Genomic DNA, 18,391 nt, shown 5'->3' on the forward strand with positions numbered 1-18,391 from the left:
GAAATATTTCTCTAGTTGAGGTAGTAACTGTCCGAAACACTACTTTCGATGGACGTGTAGCGGCCATATTTTGGCAACTTTGGTTCGTCCACCATTGTCAAGGCGATGCCGGCAATCTTCGACCGACCGCCAAGGTGTCGAATCCCTTCTGCAACGGCCTCGCGCGAAGTTTCGCGCCACTTCACGACAAAGAGGACCTTGTCGACATACCGCGCCAGGATCGTGGCGTCGGCCGCGGCTCCAACAGGTGGTGCGTCAATGATCACCGTGTCGAACTTTCCGCGAAGCTCTTCGAAAACCGAGCGCATCCGCGCCGAAGCAAGAAGGGCAGGCGGGTTCCGGGTCCTTGCGCCGGCAGGGAGTAGGGATATCCCCGAGCGTTCGTCCCGATGAATTGCGTTTGCTGCCTTCACCGGCAATGTCAGAAGGTCGACCAGCCCGACCTTGTCCACCATGCCGAAGAAGGCCGTGGTGGCCGAAAGCCGCAAGTCCGCATCGACGACCAGAACCCGTTCGCCGTCGGCCGCTGCGGAGCAGGCCAAGCTCAATACCAAGGTTGTCTTTCCTTCGCCGGGCATCGCCGATGTCACCAGCATAAGGCGCGGCAAGCGGGCCTGTTCGGGCGTCGCATCGATGCCCAGGCGGAGCCGCCGCACGGCTTCGCTAAACCTGGATAGTGGTCTGCGCTCGAGATAGGCCACAGGTTGGGCTTGGGAATGGGCGTCTCTCGACCAGCCCGCCATCCGTGGGATGGATGCAAGAACCGGAACGGACAGCTCTTCCTCTATCTGCTTCTTTGCCATGAAGCCGGAAGCGAAAAGTTCACGAAGAACTGCCCCTGCCCCCCCGACGAAGAAGCCGAGCACAAGTCCCAACGCCGCGAATAGAGGCCTGTTCGGAAAGCTTGGCGAACCCGGAACAACCGCATCGGTTATCACGCGTACGCCGCTGTTCAGCAGGGTAGACTTCTCCTCGGTGAGCTTGGCGCGTGAAAGGAATGTCTCAAACAGCTCCTTGTTCGCGGCGGCAATCCTTTCCAGGTCGCGCAACTGCACGCCAACCTGACCTTCGACTTCGGATCGGTTGGATACCGAATTCAAGGCTCGGCTGAGAGAAGCTTCCCGGGCCTCGGCAGCGTCCACTTCATTCTTCAGATTGCCGATGAGACGCTGGACTTCGGCGGTAATCTGCCCCTCGATGTCGCGGCGCTCGGCTTGCGCCGCCAGGACATCCGGATGCCGATCGCCGTATTTCAATTTGAGGTCGGCTTCCCGCCGTGTCACTCCAGCGATCTGGGCCCGAAGCGCGCTGATAACTACGGACTGCAAGACGTCCGGCATCGACTGGATGTCGCCTCCGCTGGTCAGCAATTTGTCAACTTGTTGATATTGCGCCCGTTTCTCCGACAATTCGGCGCGTGCAGTAATTAATGCGACATTCAATTCAGACAGCTGCTGGTCAGTCAAACTGCCTGCTGGCGTCGCCAATAGATTGTGATCGATCCGAAACTTCTGGACGGCTTGTTCCGAAAGGCTCAATTCCGCTCGCAGAGATGTGGCCCGCTCGCTGAGCCATGTGGACGCTTTCTTGGCCCCTTCGTAGCGGGACCTTACTCGATCAGCGAGGTAGGCCTGGGAGATTGCGTTCGCCAGCGATGCTGCTTTCCCCGGGTCATAGGCGGTCACCGAGATCTCGATAACATCAGCCAATCCAACGCGCGAAACTCCAAGGGCGCCCTGTAGCCATATTAATGCCCCCGGTCCGATCTTTGGGTCTTCCGTCAGCTTTTCACTGTCGACCACCTTCTGAAGGAGCGAGGTGGATCTCAGGACCGCAATCTGACTTTCGATAAATGTTGAATTGTCGGCAAAATCAGAATTCGAATAATCCTGCGGAGTCATATAGTCTATCGGGGCGTCAAGTAACACTTGTGCGACGCCCGTGTAGGATGGTGGAAGGAGATAGGCGGCGGCGACAAATGCGGCGAAGGTGAGCGCAGCAATGCTGCACACCAGCTTCCAGCGGCGGAGAAAGAAATCAAGAATCTCCCGCACGTCGAGCGGCAGTAATTCTCTGGTCATGGTAGGACTGTCAATTGAACTTGCCATTTCCGAATCCTTGCAATCAACAGCACAACTCCCGCCCCTCCAGCGTCGGCTGAATTTGCTTCACTTCAAAGTAGTTCGGGCAGTTGCGTGTAAGCGCTCAGAGCGCGTGAAATGTAAGGGTTCGCGTCCCGCCATCCGGCATGTGCAGTCGCTCTCTTCCCGCCCACCGAGCGATCGCGTCGCCGGTCAGTTGGAAACATAACAGTTTCGCGGATATCCCCGCCATTACCATTATTGAGTAGTAAATCGGCTAAAGGTTGATCTGGTCTACCCGACAAGCCTTCCAGACCTTTAGGATGTCGCCTGGACCATAGATCGCGCTTCCGCAAGGTCTAAGGCGCTGCAGCGTCCAGGGCGCGCAGGAGAGCCTGCACTTCCTGACGACAACAAAGCAGCCGGCCGTGTCTTGCTTGAGGTTGATATGGATATTCTCAGCGAAATCGTTCCGGGGTTTTTAGATTGGGTGATCAACAGACCGGCAGCCATTCTTATGCTGTCCGCAACCTGGCCGTTGATGCTTCCTATGAAGAAAGACAGGTTGCTGGGCTACGGAGCTCCTGCCGTTTTTATTGGGGCTGGTACTTTAATTGTGTTCGGCATCGAAACTCCCGTAGGAGCAGTCATTGTCGTACTTGCCTACAGTTTGCTGGTTTCAGTCGCCCTGTTTTCCACCCGCAGGCGTCTTAGCCAAATCGAGGATCGTCTTGCATCGGTCATATCCGCAATCGATGACCTGGAAGTTGCCGAGGAAAGACGGCAGACTTACAATGCCAGGCGTCCCTCGCGGCTTTACCCGCGCCGAAAACCGGCAGTCAGCACAATGGAGCAAGTCGTTACAGCAGGTGCAACGGAGAGTCCCGGAAGCACGGCGCAGGCGATCCCCAGTCCGCCTTGGCAAGAGTTGCAACCGCCCGATCCGCCAGTGGGATCCGCGCTTCCGGCATCAACGCGACCAGCAGGACCCGACGTGCTTTCTGAAGGGCATCGAACGCGGCTGCTTTCAAGTTGAGCAGCTCTGCTTGGCGAGGGTTTTCAACCAAAGAAGGGACGTGAAAGTAGCCGTGATGGTCCGCCGGGGCGCAGCAGCCAAAGGACAAGTTCGACTGCCGGCGTTGAATGCGAGCAGGCCACGGGAACTTGCTGAAGCCCGTCCAGTAAAGTGGGCTGAGAACCTTCTGCATGGTGCAAGTACCCCCAAGGTGGTAGGGTAGCATCCCATGGCGGTAGGCCGCGACGCCATTTGGATGAAAAGATAGGCGGAACGTTTGTGTAATTAATGGGTTGAAGCTGCAGATTGATCGGAGGGACGATCGCGGAGTGGGGTAATCAAGACAAATGGGCTTATCAAAGCAGGCTCTTGAATTGGAGAGGCGACCCGCGCTTGCCGACGCGAGTTGGGAAAGGACAATCTCAGTATTGCCGGGGGCTTTGCGCCGCCTCTATCCGGCGAACACCACGATTGCACGCGAGCATCAGGCCAAATCCTCCATCCTGGTTATGACTGCGGGTTGGGCGGCATTCGGCAAAACGTTGCGGAATGGCTCGCGTCTCATCGTTGATTTCGCGCTTCCTCACGAAATTGCCTTGATCGAGTTCTCCGGCGAAGGGGGCGAGACGGCAACTGCGCTCTCCGACGTAACCGCGATCGAGCTGACCGGTCCTGTCCATACTTGTTTTTCGCGCTACCCGCAGTCCATTTGCGAGGCTATCCTGCTGGCTGAGGTAAGGCGGTACGCAAGGGTTGCGGAACATCTGGCAGGAGTCAGCAGACGGGGACCTGTCGAACGCACGGCGCATCTTCTTCTCGAACTGGGCTGCCGGGCACATCGATCGCCAACGAGTTATCCGGACCGCTTTGAATGCCCGCTGACCCAAGCCGAGATGGCCGACGCGTTGGGGCTTTCGGCTGTGCATGTAAGTCGCGTGTTGAAGGATTTGCGGGAAAGTGGACTGGCTTCATTCCGCAATGGTGTGGTCGAGTTGCATGACCACGCGGAACTTATAAAAACGGCCGGATTTGATCGGTCTTACATTTCGAGCTGACATCAAGCTTAGTTCTGGTCTCAACCGCAACTGGCGCTTCCTCGCGGGTATGTGCTTCGGTGCCCCGGACTCTCTTGCTAGAGCGGGATGGAGTCGTGAGATTCGCAAATCACCTTTGCTCTGATTCAACATTCATACTGGAGGAGGCCAGTCGGGATGGCAGGATATTCGATGGATTTTCGCGGGCGGGTTGTTGCCGCGGTCAAGATGGAAGGGCTGTCGCGGCGCCGCGACGGCGCGCTTTAGCGTCAGCTACAGCGGGGCCATAGCGTGGCTAATAGCGTGTCGAAGAGACTGGCAGTGCGGCGCCTCGCCAGGTCCGCGGCTACAAACCGAAGAAACTCTCGGGAGTGTGGCCCAACAGCTTGATCGAGCGCTTTCACGACCGGGCTTCACCTTGCGCGGCCTTGTGGCCGAGCTGGTCTGAAGGTCGACTACCGATTGGTATGGGAGTTCGTGCATGCCGAGAAGCTCACTCACAAAAAAGACGCTGATCGCCAACGGACAGAATCGCCCCGATGTCGCACGACGGCGGCTGCAGTGGATGAAATATCGGGGCCGGATCGATCCACGCGACGGGTCTTCATTGATGAGACCTGGACCAAGACCAACAGTCGCCGCTCAGGGGCTGGGCGCTGGCGGCCCAGCGCATCGAGGCCAAAGCGAACGTCGCCGCTAACCAAAGCGTAGGCAAAATGGCCGGTGCGGCGGGCAGCCCTCCGGGGACGTGAGGACCGCACCGGCCACTGCGGCGGGCTTAAGTACGCACCCGCACCGGTCAATTTACAGGGGACATTAGGTAATGCGCAATTAATCCTATCGGTGGTGCCAGTGTAGCGCCGATGTCAGGATTGTTCGGTCGTTGGCCGGTAAGGGAAAAATGCGCTCTTAAGCAACGGCTGTTACTTGAAGTTGGTTTTCGTCTTCCGCTTCGCCGATACCTTCTTGATTTAACCGGCCTTGCTGGCGAGACCACTTTGTCTTTGCTATCGCCGATTCGTGGCGGCTTTTGGCGAGCCGGAGCTTTTCGAGAACCAGATCGTCCTGATGTTACTCGCTATCTAGTTCTTTTGCCTTCTAAGTTCATCCAAGTAGTGGAATGGACTGAACGTCATAGGAGGTTGTAGCGTTCTTTTTTTGGACACGATGGCTCGGGGATGTCGTATGACGATATTATTAGAAATCAAAGATTTATTGGAGGTCATGGCGTACCGGCTAACCATCAGGACGCTCGACCACGCCTATAACATCGACCTGACAAATGCTTGCACGCCTGCGGAGCGGGAAAAGGCCGAGTACCGACATTATTGGGAAACGTTATTATATTATGAACAGATTGCGGAGATAAAAACCCGGCGACTGATCCGGAAGGCGGAGCGTCTTAATCTCCCGGTTGGCTACGCGGACGACAACAGTCCAATGTGGAGAAAATCGTCTCAGCTTGACAGCTGGATACTGACGCCACTTGGTTGCTCTGAAGTCCAAAATATGATCCGTCAAGAATGCAAAGACCGCCGAGAGCGCGCCACGACCTGGACAAGCGTGATCATCGGCCCACTCGGCCGGCTAGTATCTGGTTGGCTGGTTGCGCGCGAGCACTAGTCGCGCACGCTTCTTAGCCGACGTCCACCCTCGGTCCGGATAATCGCCTTCGGTTGCGAATTGGAACTCGCCAGGTCTCCCCTTTGCCAAAGGAGAGCAAGGGTGGTTGTGGCTCGGGGTGCCTCGATCGTCGCATCGACAGCTAGGATCTCCTCGTCGCAGACAGGGCTGCATGGGAGCGCCTGGTCGAAGTCTATCCCAAGCCGATTTCCAAAGAGTCGTAACCTCTGTGCAGAGCTACTAGATCGGCGCTATCCGTCGCTATTTTTGATCGCTGTTAGTGGCAACTGGAACACCAGCGGTGACGCGCTCGCGCTTCGTAGTGCCATGTGCGATCGCATGGGCGATCAAATGATGTACACGTCATGATAGGTCAGGGCCGCCCCGGCCTGTAGGTGGGCGATTTCCACCTGAGGGGCCGATCTCGAGCCATCGGGGTCATAGTACAGGATGCCCGTGGTCCGGTCGTAGAGCAGGTAGTCGTTATGGCTGGTGGCGTGTTCGCGCAACTCGAAATACGACGAGTTCACCTGCGTCGGGCTGGACAAGGAACCGGGGCCGAGGCTGGTGAAGACGGCATTGTCGAGATAGAGCGCGTCGTCCGCTGCGTGGAAGTCCGGGAGCCTATCGACATTGCCAGGGCCATAGGCCGTGTCAAACACGAAGGTGTCCTTGCCGGCGCCTCCGTGGAGCACGTCGTTGCCACCTCGGCCCCACAGTATGTCGTTACCAGCCAAGGCATCATAGTTATCGGCCGCGCCAGTGCCGATAAAAGTGTCGTTCCCGGTAGTTCCCTTGGCCGGGTCGGTCGGCGGTGGCGGCGGCTGGTCGGTCCCGTCATGGGCTGCATGCCAGACCGCCTTGGCGTTGGCCCAGTAATCGCGGGCCGCCTGGCCTTGAAGGACCGTCCAGCCGGCGGGCGGCATTGGATAACTGGACGGCAGCGGCGTGTCAGAGAGATTGAGATAGTAATTGCCGTGCGACTCGACCGTCTTGTCCCAGGCGTGCTGCAGCCGCCCCTGGCCGTTGTGGTGAACGTCGGCGATCGCCACCACGCAGTCGATAAAGTGCAGGCTGGGCGAGATATCGTTAGCGCCTGTGCCGTTGTCGAGTTTGAATGGCGAACCGTGGGTCATCACGCCTTTGCGAAGGTACTCTCCCATGCCCAGAAGCATGCCATCCATGGTAACCGTGTTGTTATGCCCATCCACTTCACCATCGCCAAGGCTCACTCCGGAAAACACGTGGTCGAACAGGGAATCCTTGATCGTGCCGCCGATGACGTCATCGTCCTCGACCGCGTCGTCTCGGGAGTTGCCGACATAGCTGTTCTCGATGACGAAGTGGCCAGTGCCGCCGACACGAATGCCATCCCAGGGCTGGGTAACCGTCCAATCGTCGATGACAAAGTTGTGGGCTGAATTTATACGGACTGCGGCGGAGTTGACGTAAATGTTCTCCCAGTCGCCAGTTTGGGAGACGGTGCCGTTGATCGTGCCGCCAAAAACCAGGAGGTTGTCGCCGGGGTTGGTGATCGCGAAGGGATAGCGGTTGGTGGGGCTTCCCTGATTGGCGACGATCCACGAGGCGTCGGTGGCATCGATAGTGGTGTCGGCGGGCAGGCCGGATGCCTTATACTGGGTGTAGCCATAATCGCCGCTTAAGACAATGGAGCTTGCCTGGGCCATGGTTGGCCACCTTTCACACCCCCGCCCTTTCCGCCAAGTGCCTGAAGCCGGAAAGGCCTCCATTCATCAGAACGCCCGTCAGCGGTATCGTGCAAATCACAAAATGTAACAGGTTCCCACGGTGGCTCGTGCCGGAGAGGCGTCTGAAACCCGCCCCGGTCACGTTGCTCGAATGGTTGCGCTACAACGTCGAGTAGGCGACGGCTTGCCCCAGCGAAAGGCTAACACTGGTGACATCCCAGTTGTCACGCGATCGCGGAAGCCAACCGGCCATGCCAGCAGACTGTTAGGCCCGCGGCACCTGCATCAGGATGACGGTCCCGACGAAAGCAGAGTAGAGGGCTAGGTTCAATCAACCAGCGGGTGGTTCTGCTCGTCGTCGCCCGGCTCGGGCTGGCGTGATTGAGGATCGATCGCCCGAGCGCATCTCGATCACGCGATACCGCCTGTAGTCCGGCATGTCAGCGATCAATGACCTAATAGGGACAAAAGGCAATCGAGTGGGAGTGAACAGTTGAGGACATCAGCTAGCCATTAAAGCTGCGCCCATCCGCTTGGAATTCGACACGATCCACGCGCGCAGTTCCGGGCCGAAGGGCTTTTCCAGAGCTGCACGGTCCCAGGCAAGGAAATAGGCCTGAGACAATTTGAGCCGTTGATTGAAAGGTACGATGAGGCGGCCGGATGCGATATCCTCGGCGGCCATTGATAGCTGCGCCAGCACAACGCCTCTTCCATTCGTCGCGGCATCGATAGCGGCGCTCGACAAGGAGAAGGCGACTTCGCCTGAAGCCTTTCGGTACATCGCTCCGATGCTTGCTGCCCATTCCGTCCAACTGGGCGGTGAGCGGTGGTCGCGAGCCCATTCGATGCTGAGGAGTGGCAGGTCGAGAATGTCGGCGGGTTTGCGCACCGGGTGCCTTGCGAGCAGCGCCGGTGAGCATGCCGGCACCACCCAATCCGTGAACAGTTCGATATAGTGGTTGAAATCGCGATACTTCTCGCCGTACGAAATGCGGAAGTCGACCCCTTCAGTATCCAATCGGGGTTCCGTCTCCGCGCCGACCAGACGTACCGTCGCGCCCGGGTGTGCAATCTGCCAATCCAGCAATTGCGGGCCGATCCATTTGCTGGCCAGCGATGGCAGGCAGGAGATTGTCAGCGTGTTCGCGGACTGGGCGCGATCGATGATGTCTTGAGCCGCACGAATCTGGTCGAATCCGCGGGAAACCGCCGCGTGATACACACGTCCCAGCGCTGTGAGGGCGACGCTTCTGCCGCGCCGTTCCAGCAGCCTGACCTCGAGGGCCTCTTCCGCTTTGCGTATCTGCTGACTGACCGCGCCAACGGAGACGCCAAGCTCGGTCGCGGCCGCCGTCATACTGCCGCGTCTGCCGAAGGCCTCGAAGGCCTGTATCGCACGCAGCGGCGGCGTCTTGTTCACCTGGGCAAGGATCCTGGGGTCATCTTGATTTAGTTTTTCTAAAATAGAACGCAGATGCAAGCCCTATGTCGTCCAGGATCCGCAAGATATTCGTTTGGGGGTTCACAAGCTGGGGAGGACGCCATGTTTCTTCGGAACTGCTGGTACGTTGCCGCGTGGGACCATGAGGTCGCCGACCGGCTGGTGCCGACCCGGATTCTTGGCGAGGATATCGTCCTCTACCGCCGGACCGATGGCGTGGTAGCGGCGCTCGAAGACGCCTGTCCGCATCGCAAGCTGCCGCTGTCCATGGGTCGCATAAAGGGCGACACGGTCGAGTGCGGCTATCACGGCCTGACCTTCGACAGCACGGGGACCTGCACGCGGGTGCCGGGCGCGGAAAAGATACCCCATGTCGCCTGCGTCCGTTCCTATCCGATTGCCGAGCGCTACGGCTTGCTCTGGATCTGGATGGGCGAGGCGGCAAAGGCCGATCCCGACCTGATTTTCGCTGTCGATCACTGGGGCGACCCGGCATGGGGCGTCAACCGCGGCGAATCGATGGCGCTCGATTGCAACTATCTCTACATGACCGACAACCTGCTCGACCCCTCGCATGTGTCCTGGGTCCATCAGTCCTCCTTCGGTGGTGTCCAGGCCATGGAGGATGCGCCGCTCGAAACCACCGTGGGCGAAGACGGCGTAACGGTATGGCGCTGGGTGGTCGATGCCGCACCGGCGCCCTTCTATGCACCCTTCCTCAAATTCTCCGGCAATTGCGACCGCAAGCAGCACTACGAGGTGCGCTACCCGTCCAACGCGATCATCAAGGCGATCTTCGTACCGGCACGCACCGGCGGCGAAGGCAAGCCGCTGCACGAGGACGTGTTCCTCATGGACAGTTACAATTTCATGACGCCTGTCGATGAGAACCAGACGAAATATTACTGGTTCCAGATGCGCAATTTCGCTCCCGACGATCTGGAGGTGTCGCGCCGGTTCGCCACCTCCGTGCGCGGCGCTTTCGACGAGGACCGCACCGTGCTCAACGCGGTGCACAAGGGCATGGCCAACAAGCGCACGCCCAATCTCGATCTCAAGATCGATGTCGGGCCGCTGCGTTTTCGCCGCAACCTGGCCAAGCTGATCGCCAGCGAGAGCCAGCAATTGGCGGCCGCCGAATGAACGCATTCACCGCTCGCGACACCATCGCAAGAAGCGGGTTTCGCGACCTGAGGGTGGTTGCGAAGGTGCGCGAAAGCGCCATCATCACGTCGTTCCACATGGAACCGGTCAATCCACTGGACTGGCGCGATTTCGAGCCGGGCCAGTTCCTGGTGTTCAAGATACCCGTGCCGCACGCGGCAGGCGAAAAGGGATATGTGCTGCGCAACTATAGCGTCTCCTGTTCTCCGGCCAGCAAGGGTCGCTACCGGATCAGCGTGAAGCGGGAAGCAGCATCCGCGCCTGGCCTGCCTGATGGGATAAGCTCATGCTTCCTGCATGACCGGATCGACGTCGGTGACGTCCTTCAGGCGGAAGGGCCGCGCGGCGATTTCGTGCTCGACAAGGCGAGCAGCCGTCCGGTCGTGCTGCTCAGCGGCGGCGTCGGGCTGACGCCGATGGTGTCGATGCTGCACGCGCTGGCTTCGATGCCGGACCGCCGTGCCCTCTTCGTCCACGCTTGCGAGAATGGCGACGTGCATGCCTTGAGCGACGAGGTGAGCGGCCTTGTCGCGACACGGCCCGGCCTGACCGCCCACTACTGCTATCGGTCTCCGTCCGAACGCGACAAAGCCAAGCAGCGGTTCCACAGCGAAGGCATGATTTCGCGGGACGTGCTGCAACGCCTGCTGCCGATCGACGACTATGATTTCTATCTCTGTGGTCCGCCGCCGTTCATGCAGGCGATTTACGCCATGTTGCGAGCGCTTGGCGTTCCAAAGCTCCGCATTGCCTACGAATTTTTCGGTCCGTCGACGGTGCTTGAGCCTGATGCATTTCGGACCTCGGCGGTTGTTGCGCAGCCAGCAAGGATCGTGCCGACAGACGAGGCGACGACCGTGGAGTTCCGAAAATCGGCACTCAAGGCCATCTGGGACGGCTCCGCCGCATCGCTGCTCGACTTTGCCGAGGATCACGGTCTGAAACCGGAATTCAGCTGCCGGTCGGGCATCTGTGGCACATGCAAGTCGCGGCTGGTCTCGGGTGACGTCGCCTATTTCGAAGAACCGCTGGACGAGCTTGGGGCAGGCGAAGTGCTGCTGTGCTGCTCCAGGCCGAGCGGATCAATCGTCCTGGATATTTGACAAGATCGCGATGCCGCGTATGGGCGCGGGGAAACGGAAGTCGGAATTTGGAACAGTCGGTCAAACCAGTGTCGAGCCTGCCGCTCAATCCGCATATCGCCGCCTTGCCGCCCTACAATGCCGGCATGAACATCGCGATGGCGCGGGCGCTGAGTGGCCGCCAAGACATCGCCCGGCTGGCCAGCAATGAGAACCCGGACGGCTGTTCTCCCGCCGTCATGGCCGCATTGGCTTCGTCATCGTTCGAACCATGGCGCTATGCCGATCCGGCTTGCACGGCGCTGCGGGCAGTGCTTGGCGAAAGACTGGCGGTCGATCCCGGCCTGATCGTTGCCGGCAATGGCTCCGAGGAGATGATCGCCGCCATCTCGCGCGCCGTCCTGGTGCCGGGCGCCTCCGTCGTCACCACGGTGCCGAGCTTCGGCCTGCATGAGATAGAGCCGCTGGCAGTGGGGGCTGATGTCGTCAAGGTTGCGATGACGCCTGGAATGGGCTTCGACCTTGCCGCGCTGGAAACGGCGATCGCCGCCAGGCCACGGATCGTTTTCATATCCTCGCCATGGAACCCGGTCGGACCCGGTCTCGACCATTCCGGCTTGCAACGGCTGATCGGCGCCGTGCGGCCAGGCACGCTTCTTGTCCTCGACGAAGCCTATTTCGAATTTGCCGATCCAGGTGCGCCCGACGGCATCGAGGTTCTGCGCGGTCACGGCATCGACCATGTGGTGCTGCGGACGTTTTCGAAGGCGTATGGGCTGGCGGGGCTGCGCGTCGGCTATGCCGTCTGTTCGAGCCTCGAACTGGCACGGGTGATCGCCGCTGCCAAGACGCCATTCAACGTCAACGCAGCGGCACAGACCGCCGCCATCGCGGCACTCGCCGACGAAAGCTGGATGAAGGCGTCGGCGAGCCGGGTCAGGGCCGAGCGCGTGCGCACAGCCACCGCTCTTGTTGGCCTTGGTTTCCGGGTTGCGCCGTCGCAGACAAACTTCCTGTTCTTCGACTGCAAGGGTGATAGTTCGAGCCTCGCCGCCGATCTTCTGAAGCAGGGGATTATCGTCAAGGCGTGGCGAGAAGCCGGCTACGAACGCTATCTGCGTGCCACCATCGGCTTGCCGGCGGACAATGACCGGCTGATTGCGGCACTTCAGGAATTGGTGGGACGATGAGCGGCCTCGCGCCCCAAGGGCAAACGAACTGGATCGACCAGGCGGTGCCGTTGTCGTTTGTCGACGCGCTCCGCGATGTCGTCGGCGCTTCGAATGTGCGCACCGGAGAGGATACCGAGGCGATCGACCTTGGCTCGAATGGCGCGAATTGTGGCGCCGGCATCGTCGTTGCGCCTTTATCGACCGGTGAAGTCGCGGCGGTGGTGCGCATCTGTCACCAGAACGGGATCGCGATCGTGCCGCAAGGTGGAAAGACAGGCCTGGTCGGCGGCAGTGTTTCGCGGCCAGGCGAGATCGTCCTTTCGATGACGCGCATGAACCGCATCGAGCGGCTTGATCCTGTCGAGCGGGTGGCCGTCGTCGACGCCGGCGTTACTCTTGAAGCGCTGCAAGAGGCCGCGCGCGAACACCGGCTGGAACCGGGCATCGATCTTGCCGCGCGCGGCTCGGCAACGATCGGCGGCATGGTGTCCACCAATGCGGGCGGCGTGATGGCCTTTCGCAACGGCGTGATGCGCCACCGCGTGCTTGGCCTCGAGGCCGTTCTGGCCGACGGATCGGTCTATTCCGATCTCACCCGGGTGGTGAAGAATTCGGCCGGCTATGATCTGAAACATCTCTTCATCGGCGCCGAGGGCACGCTCGGCATCGTCACCCGCGTGGTCGTCAAGCTCGACCCTTCGCCGCTAGCCAGCGCCACCGCGCTTTTCGGGCTGCCATCGGTCGAGGCTGCTCTGCGGACCATTCGCCTGGCTCTTGAATCGGAGGCCGGGCATCTGCGCGCGGCCGAGGCGATGTGGACCTCGTATTTCGGTCTGGCCGCCGCCGCGCATGGATGGTCCGAAGGCGTGCCGCTCGACCAGCCGCTGTTCTTGCTGCTGTCGCTTGGCGGCGCGCGCGAAGAGGCGCTGCGCGAGGATTTCGAGCGGATTTATTCGGAAGTAATGGAGCGCTATCCCGAAGCGACCGGCATCATCGCCGGCTCGCGGCGGCAAGAGGACGACCTGTGGCGGCTGCGCGAGGACACCAGCGTGCTCTATCGCGCCCATCCCGATGCGCCTTCTTTCGACGTGTCGGTGCCATTGTCGGAAATTCCAGCATATCTCGACAGAATCCTGCCTAAGCTCGCTGCGATCGAACCCGGTCTGGCTCCCTATATCTTCGGACATCTGGCCGATGGGAACCTGCATATCATCCTCAACCGCCGGGGTCCGCTGGCGCCCGAAATTGCCGAGGGTGTCGAGGGTGTCCTGTATCAACAGCTCCGGGAGATTGGCGGTTCCTTTTCCGCCGAGCACGGTGTTGGGTCGAAGCGCATCCATTCCCTGCTGGCGACAGCCGACCCGACGAAGCTCGCCGTGATGGAGCGGGTGAAACGAGTGCTGGACGATCAGTCGATCATGAACCCCGACAAGGTGCTTCCCCACGATGCCTGGTTCGTTCGGTCTTCCAGGCCATCTCATTCCGGCAGCTTTAAGAACGTGAGCGACCTCACCGATGAGTAACCCCATGCTGGAACCACAAGGAATGAACGGATTGACCGCCAGTCGTCCATTGGGATCGACGAAGCGCCATGACGAGCCGGCCCCGGCCTATGCCTCTGATTTCGGCGCCTTGCGCCAGGAATTTCGGCAAGCGGCCGAGCGGGCGGGCGCGGAGCTGTCTGAATATGTTCATCCGCTGAACGGGCCCGATGGCGGGCCGCTGGCGACGGATGTGGCACTGCTTGGCCGTCGCGACGCGCGCAAGCTGATCGTGCTCATTTCCGGCACGCATGGTGTCGAGGGGCCGTTCGGCTCGACCTGCCAGACCGCCTGGCTCGGCCAGAAGAACCTGCGGCGCTTGCCTGACGACATGGCGATCCTTGCCATCCACCTCATCAATCCCTGGGGTACGGCGTGGTCGCGGCGCGTCAACGAAGACAATGTCGACCTCAACCGCAATTTCATCGACTGGTCGGCGGGCGCTCCGGTCAACACCGGCTATGCCGGCCTCCACGACGCCGTGGCATACCGCGAATGGGCAGGGCCGGACCGCACAGCGGCCGACGAGAAACTCGCCGCGGCGCGCAAGAGGCTTGGGCATGCCGGGCTGGCGGCGATCGTCGAGGCCGGCCAGTATGAATTCGCCGACGGGATGTTCTACGGCGGTGGCGGCCCGGTCTGGTCGAACAGGACGCTGAACGAGATCCTGAAGGCTTTTGCCGGCGCGGCGCGCCAGGTCATCGTTTTCGACCTGCATACGGGGGCGGGGCCTTACGGCTACCCGGCTCTGCTTTCGGTCGCGAGTTCCGAGCATGCTGGCCTTGCCTGGGGCAAATCCATCTTCGGGCCGGCGCTGTCGACCGTGCTGACCGGCCCGGGCGCCAAGACCGGCACCGGCATCGCTGCGACTGCGACCGGCTATGTCTCCGACGCCGTCCGCAAGGCAATGCCGGACGCGCGCGTGCTGCCGCTTGTCGTCGAATGCGGCACGCTGGACGGCCCCTCGGTCATGGAAGCGGTGCAAGCCGACAACTGGCTGCATCTGTTCGGGAAGCTCGATTCGCCGCTGGGCAAGCGTATCCGGGAGACGCTGCGCTCGGCCTTCATTCCCGATGATCCGGATTGGCAGCGCACTTGCCTGTCCAGCAGCCTGCGCTATTTCGACCGTGCACTGGCCGAGCTACAGACTGTCGAGGTAGCCCAGGACGAGGCCATAAGGCGCGAACAGACGCCGCCAACCGCTCCGGCCGCTGTGGCCGATCCGACGCCTGCTGACGAAGCGAAGATCACGACGCCGGCAGTGCAGATCGACGAGCTTCACAAGAGCTTCGGCTCGCTTCTGGTGTTGAAGGGCGTCAATCTCACCGCCCATGCCGGCGAAGTCATTTCCATGATTGGCTCGTCGGGTTCGGGCAAGAGCACGTTCCTGCGATGCATCAATCTTCTGGAACAGCCGGATGGCGGCAAGGTCGCCATCGACGGCGAACTCATCAAGATGAAGCCGCTGTCGAACGGCCGTCTCGGGCCGGCCGACATGGCGCAGGTCGAACGCATCCGCGCCCGGGTCGGGATGGTGTTCCAGAACTTCAATCTGTGGCCGCACATGACGGTGGTGGAGAACATCATCGAAGCGCCCCGGCATGTGCTGAAGGAGCCTCTAGAGAAGGCCCTCGAACACGCGCATGCCCTGCTGAAGAAGGTCGGGCTCGCCGACAAGCATGCCCACTATCCCGGCCAGTTGTCCGGCGGCCAGCAGCAGCGGGCGGCGATTGCCCGCACGCTGGCGATGCGGCCCAAGGTCATCCTCTTCGACGAGCCGACATCGGCGCTCGACCCCGAGCTGGTCGGCGAGGTGCTGCGGGTGATCCGCCAACTGGCGGAGGAAGGCAACACCATGATCCTCGTGACGCATGAGATGCAGTTCGCGCGCGAGGTCTCCCACAAGGTTCTGTTTCTCCACCAGGGAAAGGTGGAGGAAGAGGGTGCGCCGGCGGAGCTGTTCGGCAGCCCGCGCTCGGAGCGTCTGCGCCAATTCCTGGCACGGACACTGTGAAGCAAGCCCTCGAAGCGTTCGGCTCGCACCGGACAACGGCAATGAAGATCAACAAGAAGGGGAACTGATATGAAACTGAAAGTCTTGACGCTGCTCGCCTGTCTGGCGGGAAGCATGGGCAGCGCATGGGCGGCCGAAGGCGAGCTGTCCATTGGTACGGAAGGCGCCTACCCGCCATGGAGCATGTCCGACGCCAACGGCAACGTCACCGGCTTCGACGCCGATGTCGGCGCATTGCTATGCACCAAACTTGGCGTGACCTGCCATTTCGTGGTGCAGGCCTTCGACGGGTTGATCCCGGCGCTGAAGGCCAAGCGCTTCGACGTCATCATCTCGGGCATGTCGATCACCGCCGATCGCAAGAAGGAGATCAACTTCAGCGTCGGCTATGCCGAACTGGCCAACATGTTCGTCGCGGCTAAGGGTTCTGATCTCGCCGCCATCACCGACGTCGACACGCTGCTGAAATCGCTCGATGGCAAGAAGGTCGGCGTGCAGGCTGGCACCACGCACGCGCATTTCCTCGAGAAGCGTGCGCCGAATGCCGACCTGAAAACCTACGACACGCTCGATCAGATGCAGATCGACCTGGCGAGCGGCCGTATCGACACGGCTTTCGCCGATCAATCCGCCTTGCAGGATTTTCTGGACAAGCCGGATGGCAAGAACTTCCAGCTGATAGGTGTTGAGATAAAGAGCACGTTCGACCCGACGCTTGGCGAAGGCATCGGCGTCGGCATCGCGCAGGACAACACCGAGCTCAAGGCCAAGATCGACAAGGCGCTCTGCGAGTTGATCGCCGACGGCTCGGTCGGCAAGGCCAGCCAGAAATGGTTCAAGACGGACATTTCCCGGCCCTGCAAATAACGCCTTGGAATTCTGGCATGCGCCCGGCCAGCCGGGCGCATGCGTCTCATTGGCACGACAGACTAGGGCAACTCGGATGGAATTCGGTCTCTGGCAAGTTTGGGAAGCGGGTTGGGTGACCGTCATCCTGCGTGGCGCGGCGATCACAATCCTTGTGGGTTTCGTCAGCATGGCGGCCGGTCTGGTGATCGGCATTGTCTGCGGGCTGATCAAATGGGCCCGGATATTTCCACTTTCGCTGGTGGTCGATGCTTATACGTCGCTTGTGCGTGGCGTGCCCGAACTGCTTATCATCTACCTGCTGTTTTTCAGTTCGGTTGAATTCGTGACCAAGGTCGTGACTGCCTTCGGCTATGCCGGAGTCGCGGAAAGCGGTTATGCGTTCGTCATCGCGGTCATCGCCATCGGCGCGATCTCCGGGGCCTATTCGACCGAGGTCGTGCGCGGGGCGCTCGGCGCCATCCCCAATGGGCATATCGAGGCAGCTCGAGCGCTCGGGCTGCCGGGCGCACGCATCTTCGGCCGCATCATCGCCCCGCAGATGCTGCGCATCGCCGTTCCCGGCATCAACAATGTCTGGCAGACGACGATCAAGGACACCGCTTTGGTTTCCGTGGTCGGCCTTCAGGAGTTGATGCGCATTTCCTTCATCGGCGCCAACTCCACCCGCCACCCGTTCATCTTCTACCTGATTGCGGCGGTGGTTTATCTCGCCATCACGCTTGTAAGCCAGGCCGGCTTCGACGGGATCGAACGCCTGCTCAGGCTACGGACGAGAAAAGCAGTATGATAGACCTCATCCAGCTTGCGGTTCCCGTTCTGCTCAAGGGCCTGTGGGTCACAGCCGCGCTGACCTTCGTTTCGGTGCTGATCGGCTTCAATCTGGGCCTCGGACTGGCGCTTATGCGGCTGTCGTCGAACTGGCTCCTGTCGGGCTTCGCCAAATATTACAGCAACGTCTTTCGCGGGACCCCGCTGCTGGTGCAGATCTTCCTATTTTACTACGGGCTCGGCCAGCTTTCGCTGATCAAGGACAACGCGGTTTTGTGGTGGGTGATCAGCGACGGATCGCGTTGCGCCGTCCTGGCACTCGCGCTGAATACGGCCGCCTACACATCCGAGATACTGCGCGGCGGATTGATGTCGGTTCCGGTCGGTCTCGTCGAGGCGGCCCAGGCATGCGGCATGTCGCGCATGCTGCGGTTCCGCCGCATCGAGTTCCCGCTCGCCATCCGCCAGGCGCTGCCAGCATATGGCAATGAGCTTATCCTTGTGGTGAAGGGCACCAGCCTCGCCTCGACGATCACGGTGCTCGAAATCACCGGCTACGCCAAGCGGCTGATGAGCCAGACCTTCGCGATCTTCGAGATTTTCGCAATTGCTGGCCTGCTCTACCTCGTGATCAATCTGCTGCTGATCGCGATCATCCGATCCATCGAGCGTTCTCTGACCAGGCATGAGTCGTCCTCCAGCCAGAAATCGACCGCACTCAAATCGATCTGACGTCTCATGACGCTGTCTAAAGCTCATTCCTCGCGATCTGGCCGCCTTCATTAGCCTTGGCGGGCAAGCATGACGGATCGCCCACCATAGCTGTGGCGCTGACGGCTATGTCAGTCGCTTTTTCTTTCGCAGTGCCCACGAT

14 protein-coding genes and 1 pseudogene are annotated in these 18,391 nt (G+C 60.6%); 12 read left to right on the forward strand and 3 right to left on the reverse strand.

What is annotated here, in order from left to right:
• Positions 1-11: 11 nt before the first annotated feature.
• A complete protein-coding gene (locus EN804_RS29570) occupies positions 12-2,108 on the reverse strand; it encodes a polysaccharide biosynthesis tyrosine autokinase (protein ID WP_135867761.1) in 2,097 nt (698 codons plus the stop codon).
• Between the two features lie 421 nt (positions 2,109-2,529).
• Here EN804_RS29570 and EN804_RS29575 point away from each other — a divergent pair, with 421 nt between their 5' ends.
• From EN804_RS29575 to EN804_RS29585, 4 genes and pseudogenes are all read left to right on the forward strand, one after another.
• A complete protein-coding gene (locus EN804_RS29575) occupies positions 2,530-3,117 on the forward strand; it encodes a hypothetical protein (protein WP_135921896.1) in 588 nt (195 codons plus the stop codon).
• Between the two features lie 407 nt (positions 3,118-3,524).
• Positions 3,525-4,151, forward strand: a complete 627-nt coding sequence (locus tag EN804_RS29580; protein WP_189522182.1) for a Crp/Fnr family transcriptional regulator — start codon at positions 3,525-3,527, stop codon at positions 4,149-4,151.
• 156 nt (positions 4,152-4,307) lie between these two features.
• Positions 4,308-4,763 (forward strand): annotated as a pseudogene (locus EN804_RS38255) (IS630 family transposase); the annotation flags it as partial.
• A 552-nt stretch (positions 4,764-5,315) separates the two neighbouring features.
• Positions 5,316-5,753 carry a hypothetical protein gene (locus EN804_RS29585; protein ID WP_127873499.1) on the forward strand — a complete coding sequence of 146 codons (438 nt, stop codon included), beginning with the start codon at positions 5,316-5,318 and terminating at the stop codon, positions 5,751-5,753.
• Positions 5,754-6,100: 347 nt separating this feature from the next.
• Here EN804_RS29585 and EN804_RS29590 read toward each other — a convergent pair whose 3' ends face one another.
• Together EN804_RS29590 and EN804_RS29595 are read right to left on the reverse strand one after the other, a co-directional pair.
• Positions 6,101-7,441 (reverse strand): calcium-binding protein, encoded by a 1,341-nt coding sequence (locus tag EN804_RS29590; protein ID WP_135921897.1) that lies wholly within the window; start codon positions 7,439-7,441, stop codon positions 6,101-6,103.
• A 523-nt stretch (positions 7,442-7,964) separates the two neighbouring features.
• On the reverse strand, positions 7,965-8,885 hold the full coding sequence (locus tag EN804_RS29595) for a LysR substrate-binding domain-containing protein (RefSeq protein ID WP_135921926.1): 921 nt from the start codon (positions 8,883-8,885) through the stop codon (positions 7,965-7,967).
• 123 nt (positions 8,886-9,008) lie between these two features.
• On the opposite strand from EN804_RS29595, the gene EN804_RS29600 reads away from it, so the two are divergent.
• From EN804_RS29600 to EN804_RS29635, 8 genes are all read left to right on the forward strand, one after another.
• On the forward strand, positions 9,009-10,049 hold the full coding sequence (locus EN804_RS29600; RefSeq protein ID WP_127276478.1) for an aromatic ring-hydroxylating dioxygenase subunit alpha: 1,041 nt from the start codon (positions 9,009-9,011) through the stop codon (positions 10,047-10,049).
• On the forward strand, positions 10,046-11,173 hold the full coding sequence (locus EN804_RS29605; protein ID WP_135921898.1) for a 2Fe-2S iron-sulfur cluster-binding protein: 1,128 nt from the start codon (positions 10,046-10,048) through the stop codon (positions 11,171-11,173). The genes EN804_RS29600 and EN804_RS29605 overlap by 4 nt, the downstream gene beginning before the upstream one ends.
• A gap of 47 nt (positions 11,174-11,220) precedes the next feature.
• Entirely contained in the window at positions 11,221-12,342 is a 1,122-nt protein-coding gene (gene hisC, locus EN804_RS29610; RefSeq protein WP_127873496.1) for a histidinol-phosphate transaminase, read from the forward strand.
• A complete protein-coding gene (locus tag EN804_RS29615) occupies positions 12,339-13,847 on the forward strand; it encodes an FAD-binding oxidoreductase (RefSeq protein ID WP_135921899.1) in 1,509 nt (502 codons plus the stop codon). The genes hisC and EN804_RS29615 overlap by 4 nt, the downstream gene beginning before the upstream one ends.
• Before the next feature lie 22 nt (positions 13,848-13,869).
• Positions 13,870-15,879: a DUF2817 domain-containing protein gene (locus EN804_RS38740; RefSeq protein WP_135921900.1), complete on the forward strand. Its 2,010-nt coding sequence runs from the start codon at positions 13,870-13,872 to the stop codon at positions 15,877-15,879.
• 69 nt (positions 15,880-15,948) lie between these two features.
• A complete protein-coding gene (locus tag EN804_RS29625) occupies positions 15,949-16,746 on the forward strand; it encodes a transporter substrate-binding domain-containing protein (protein WP_127276468.1) in 798 nt (265 codons plus the stop codon).
• Positions 16,747-16,822: 76 nt separating this feature from the next.
• Complete coding sequence (locus tag EN804_RS29630) at positions 16,823-17,536, forward strand: ABC transporter permease subunit (protein WP_135921901.1); 714 nt, start codon at positions 16,823-16,825, stop codon at positions 17,534-17,536.
• Positions 17,533-18,249, forward strand: coding sequence for an ABC transporter permease (locus tag EN804_RS29635; protein WP_135921902.1), 717 nt, complete (start codon positions 17,533-17,535; stop codon positions 18,247-18,249). The genes EN804_RS29630 and EN804_RS29635 overlap by 4 nt, the downstream gene beginning before the upstream one ends.
• The last annotated feature ends 142 nt before the right edge of the window (positions 18,250-18,391 follow it).

It is taken from the genome of Mesorhizobium sp. M8A.F.Ca.ET.161.01.1.1 (assembly GCF_004792105.1).
Classification (GTDB): domain Bacteria; phylum Pseudomonadota; class Alphaproteobacteria; order Rhizobiales; family Rhizobiaceae; genus Mesorhizobium.

Bases quoted from the DNA above. Each gene is read 5' to 3' on its own strand.
- EN804_RS29570 (WP_135867761.1), bottom strand. From the start codon at position 2,108: ATGGCAAGTTCAATTGACAGTCCTACCATGACCAGAGAATTACTGCCG.
- EN804_RS29575 (WP_135921896.1), top strand. From the start codon at position 2,530: ATGGATATTCTCAGCGAAATCGTTCCGGGGTTTTTAGATTGGGTGATC.
- EN804_RS29585 (WP_127873499.1), top strand. From the start codon at position 5,316: ATGACGATATTATTAGAAATCAAAGATTTATTGGAGGTCATGGCGTAC.
- EN804_RS29590 (WP_135921897.1), bottom strand. From the start codon at position 7,441: ATGGCCCAGGCAAGCTCCATTGTCTTAAGCGGCGATTATGGCTACACC.
- EN804_RS29600 (WP_127276478.1), top strand. From the start codon at position 9,009: ATGTTTCTTCGGAACTGCTGGTACGTTGCCGCGTGGGACCATGAGGTC.
- EN804_RS29605 (WP_135921898.1), top strand. From the start codon at position 10,046: ATGAACGCATTCACCGCTCGCGACACCATCGCAAGAAGCGGGTTTCGC.
- EN804_RS29615 (WP_135921899.1), top strand. From the start codon at position 12,339: ATGAGCGGCCTCGCGCCCCAAGGGCAAACGAACTGGATCGACCAGGCG.
- EN804_RS38740 (WP_135921900.1), top strand. From the start codon at position 13,870: ATGAACGGATTGACCGCCAGTCGTCCATTGGGATCGACGAAGCGCCAT.
- EN804_RS29625 (WP_127276468.1), top strand. From the start codon at position 15,949: ATGAAACTGAAAGTCTTGACGCTGCTCGCCTGTCTGGCGGGAAGCATG.
- EN804_RS29630 (WP_135921901.1), top strand. From the start codon at position 16,823: ATGGAATTCGGTCTCTGGCAAGTTTGGGAAGCGGGTTGGGTGACCGTC.
- EN804_RS29635 (WP_135921902.1), top strand. From the start codon at position 17,533: ATGATAGACCTCATCCAGCTTGCGGTTCCCGTTCTGCTCAAGGGCCTG.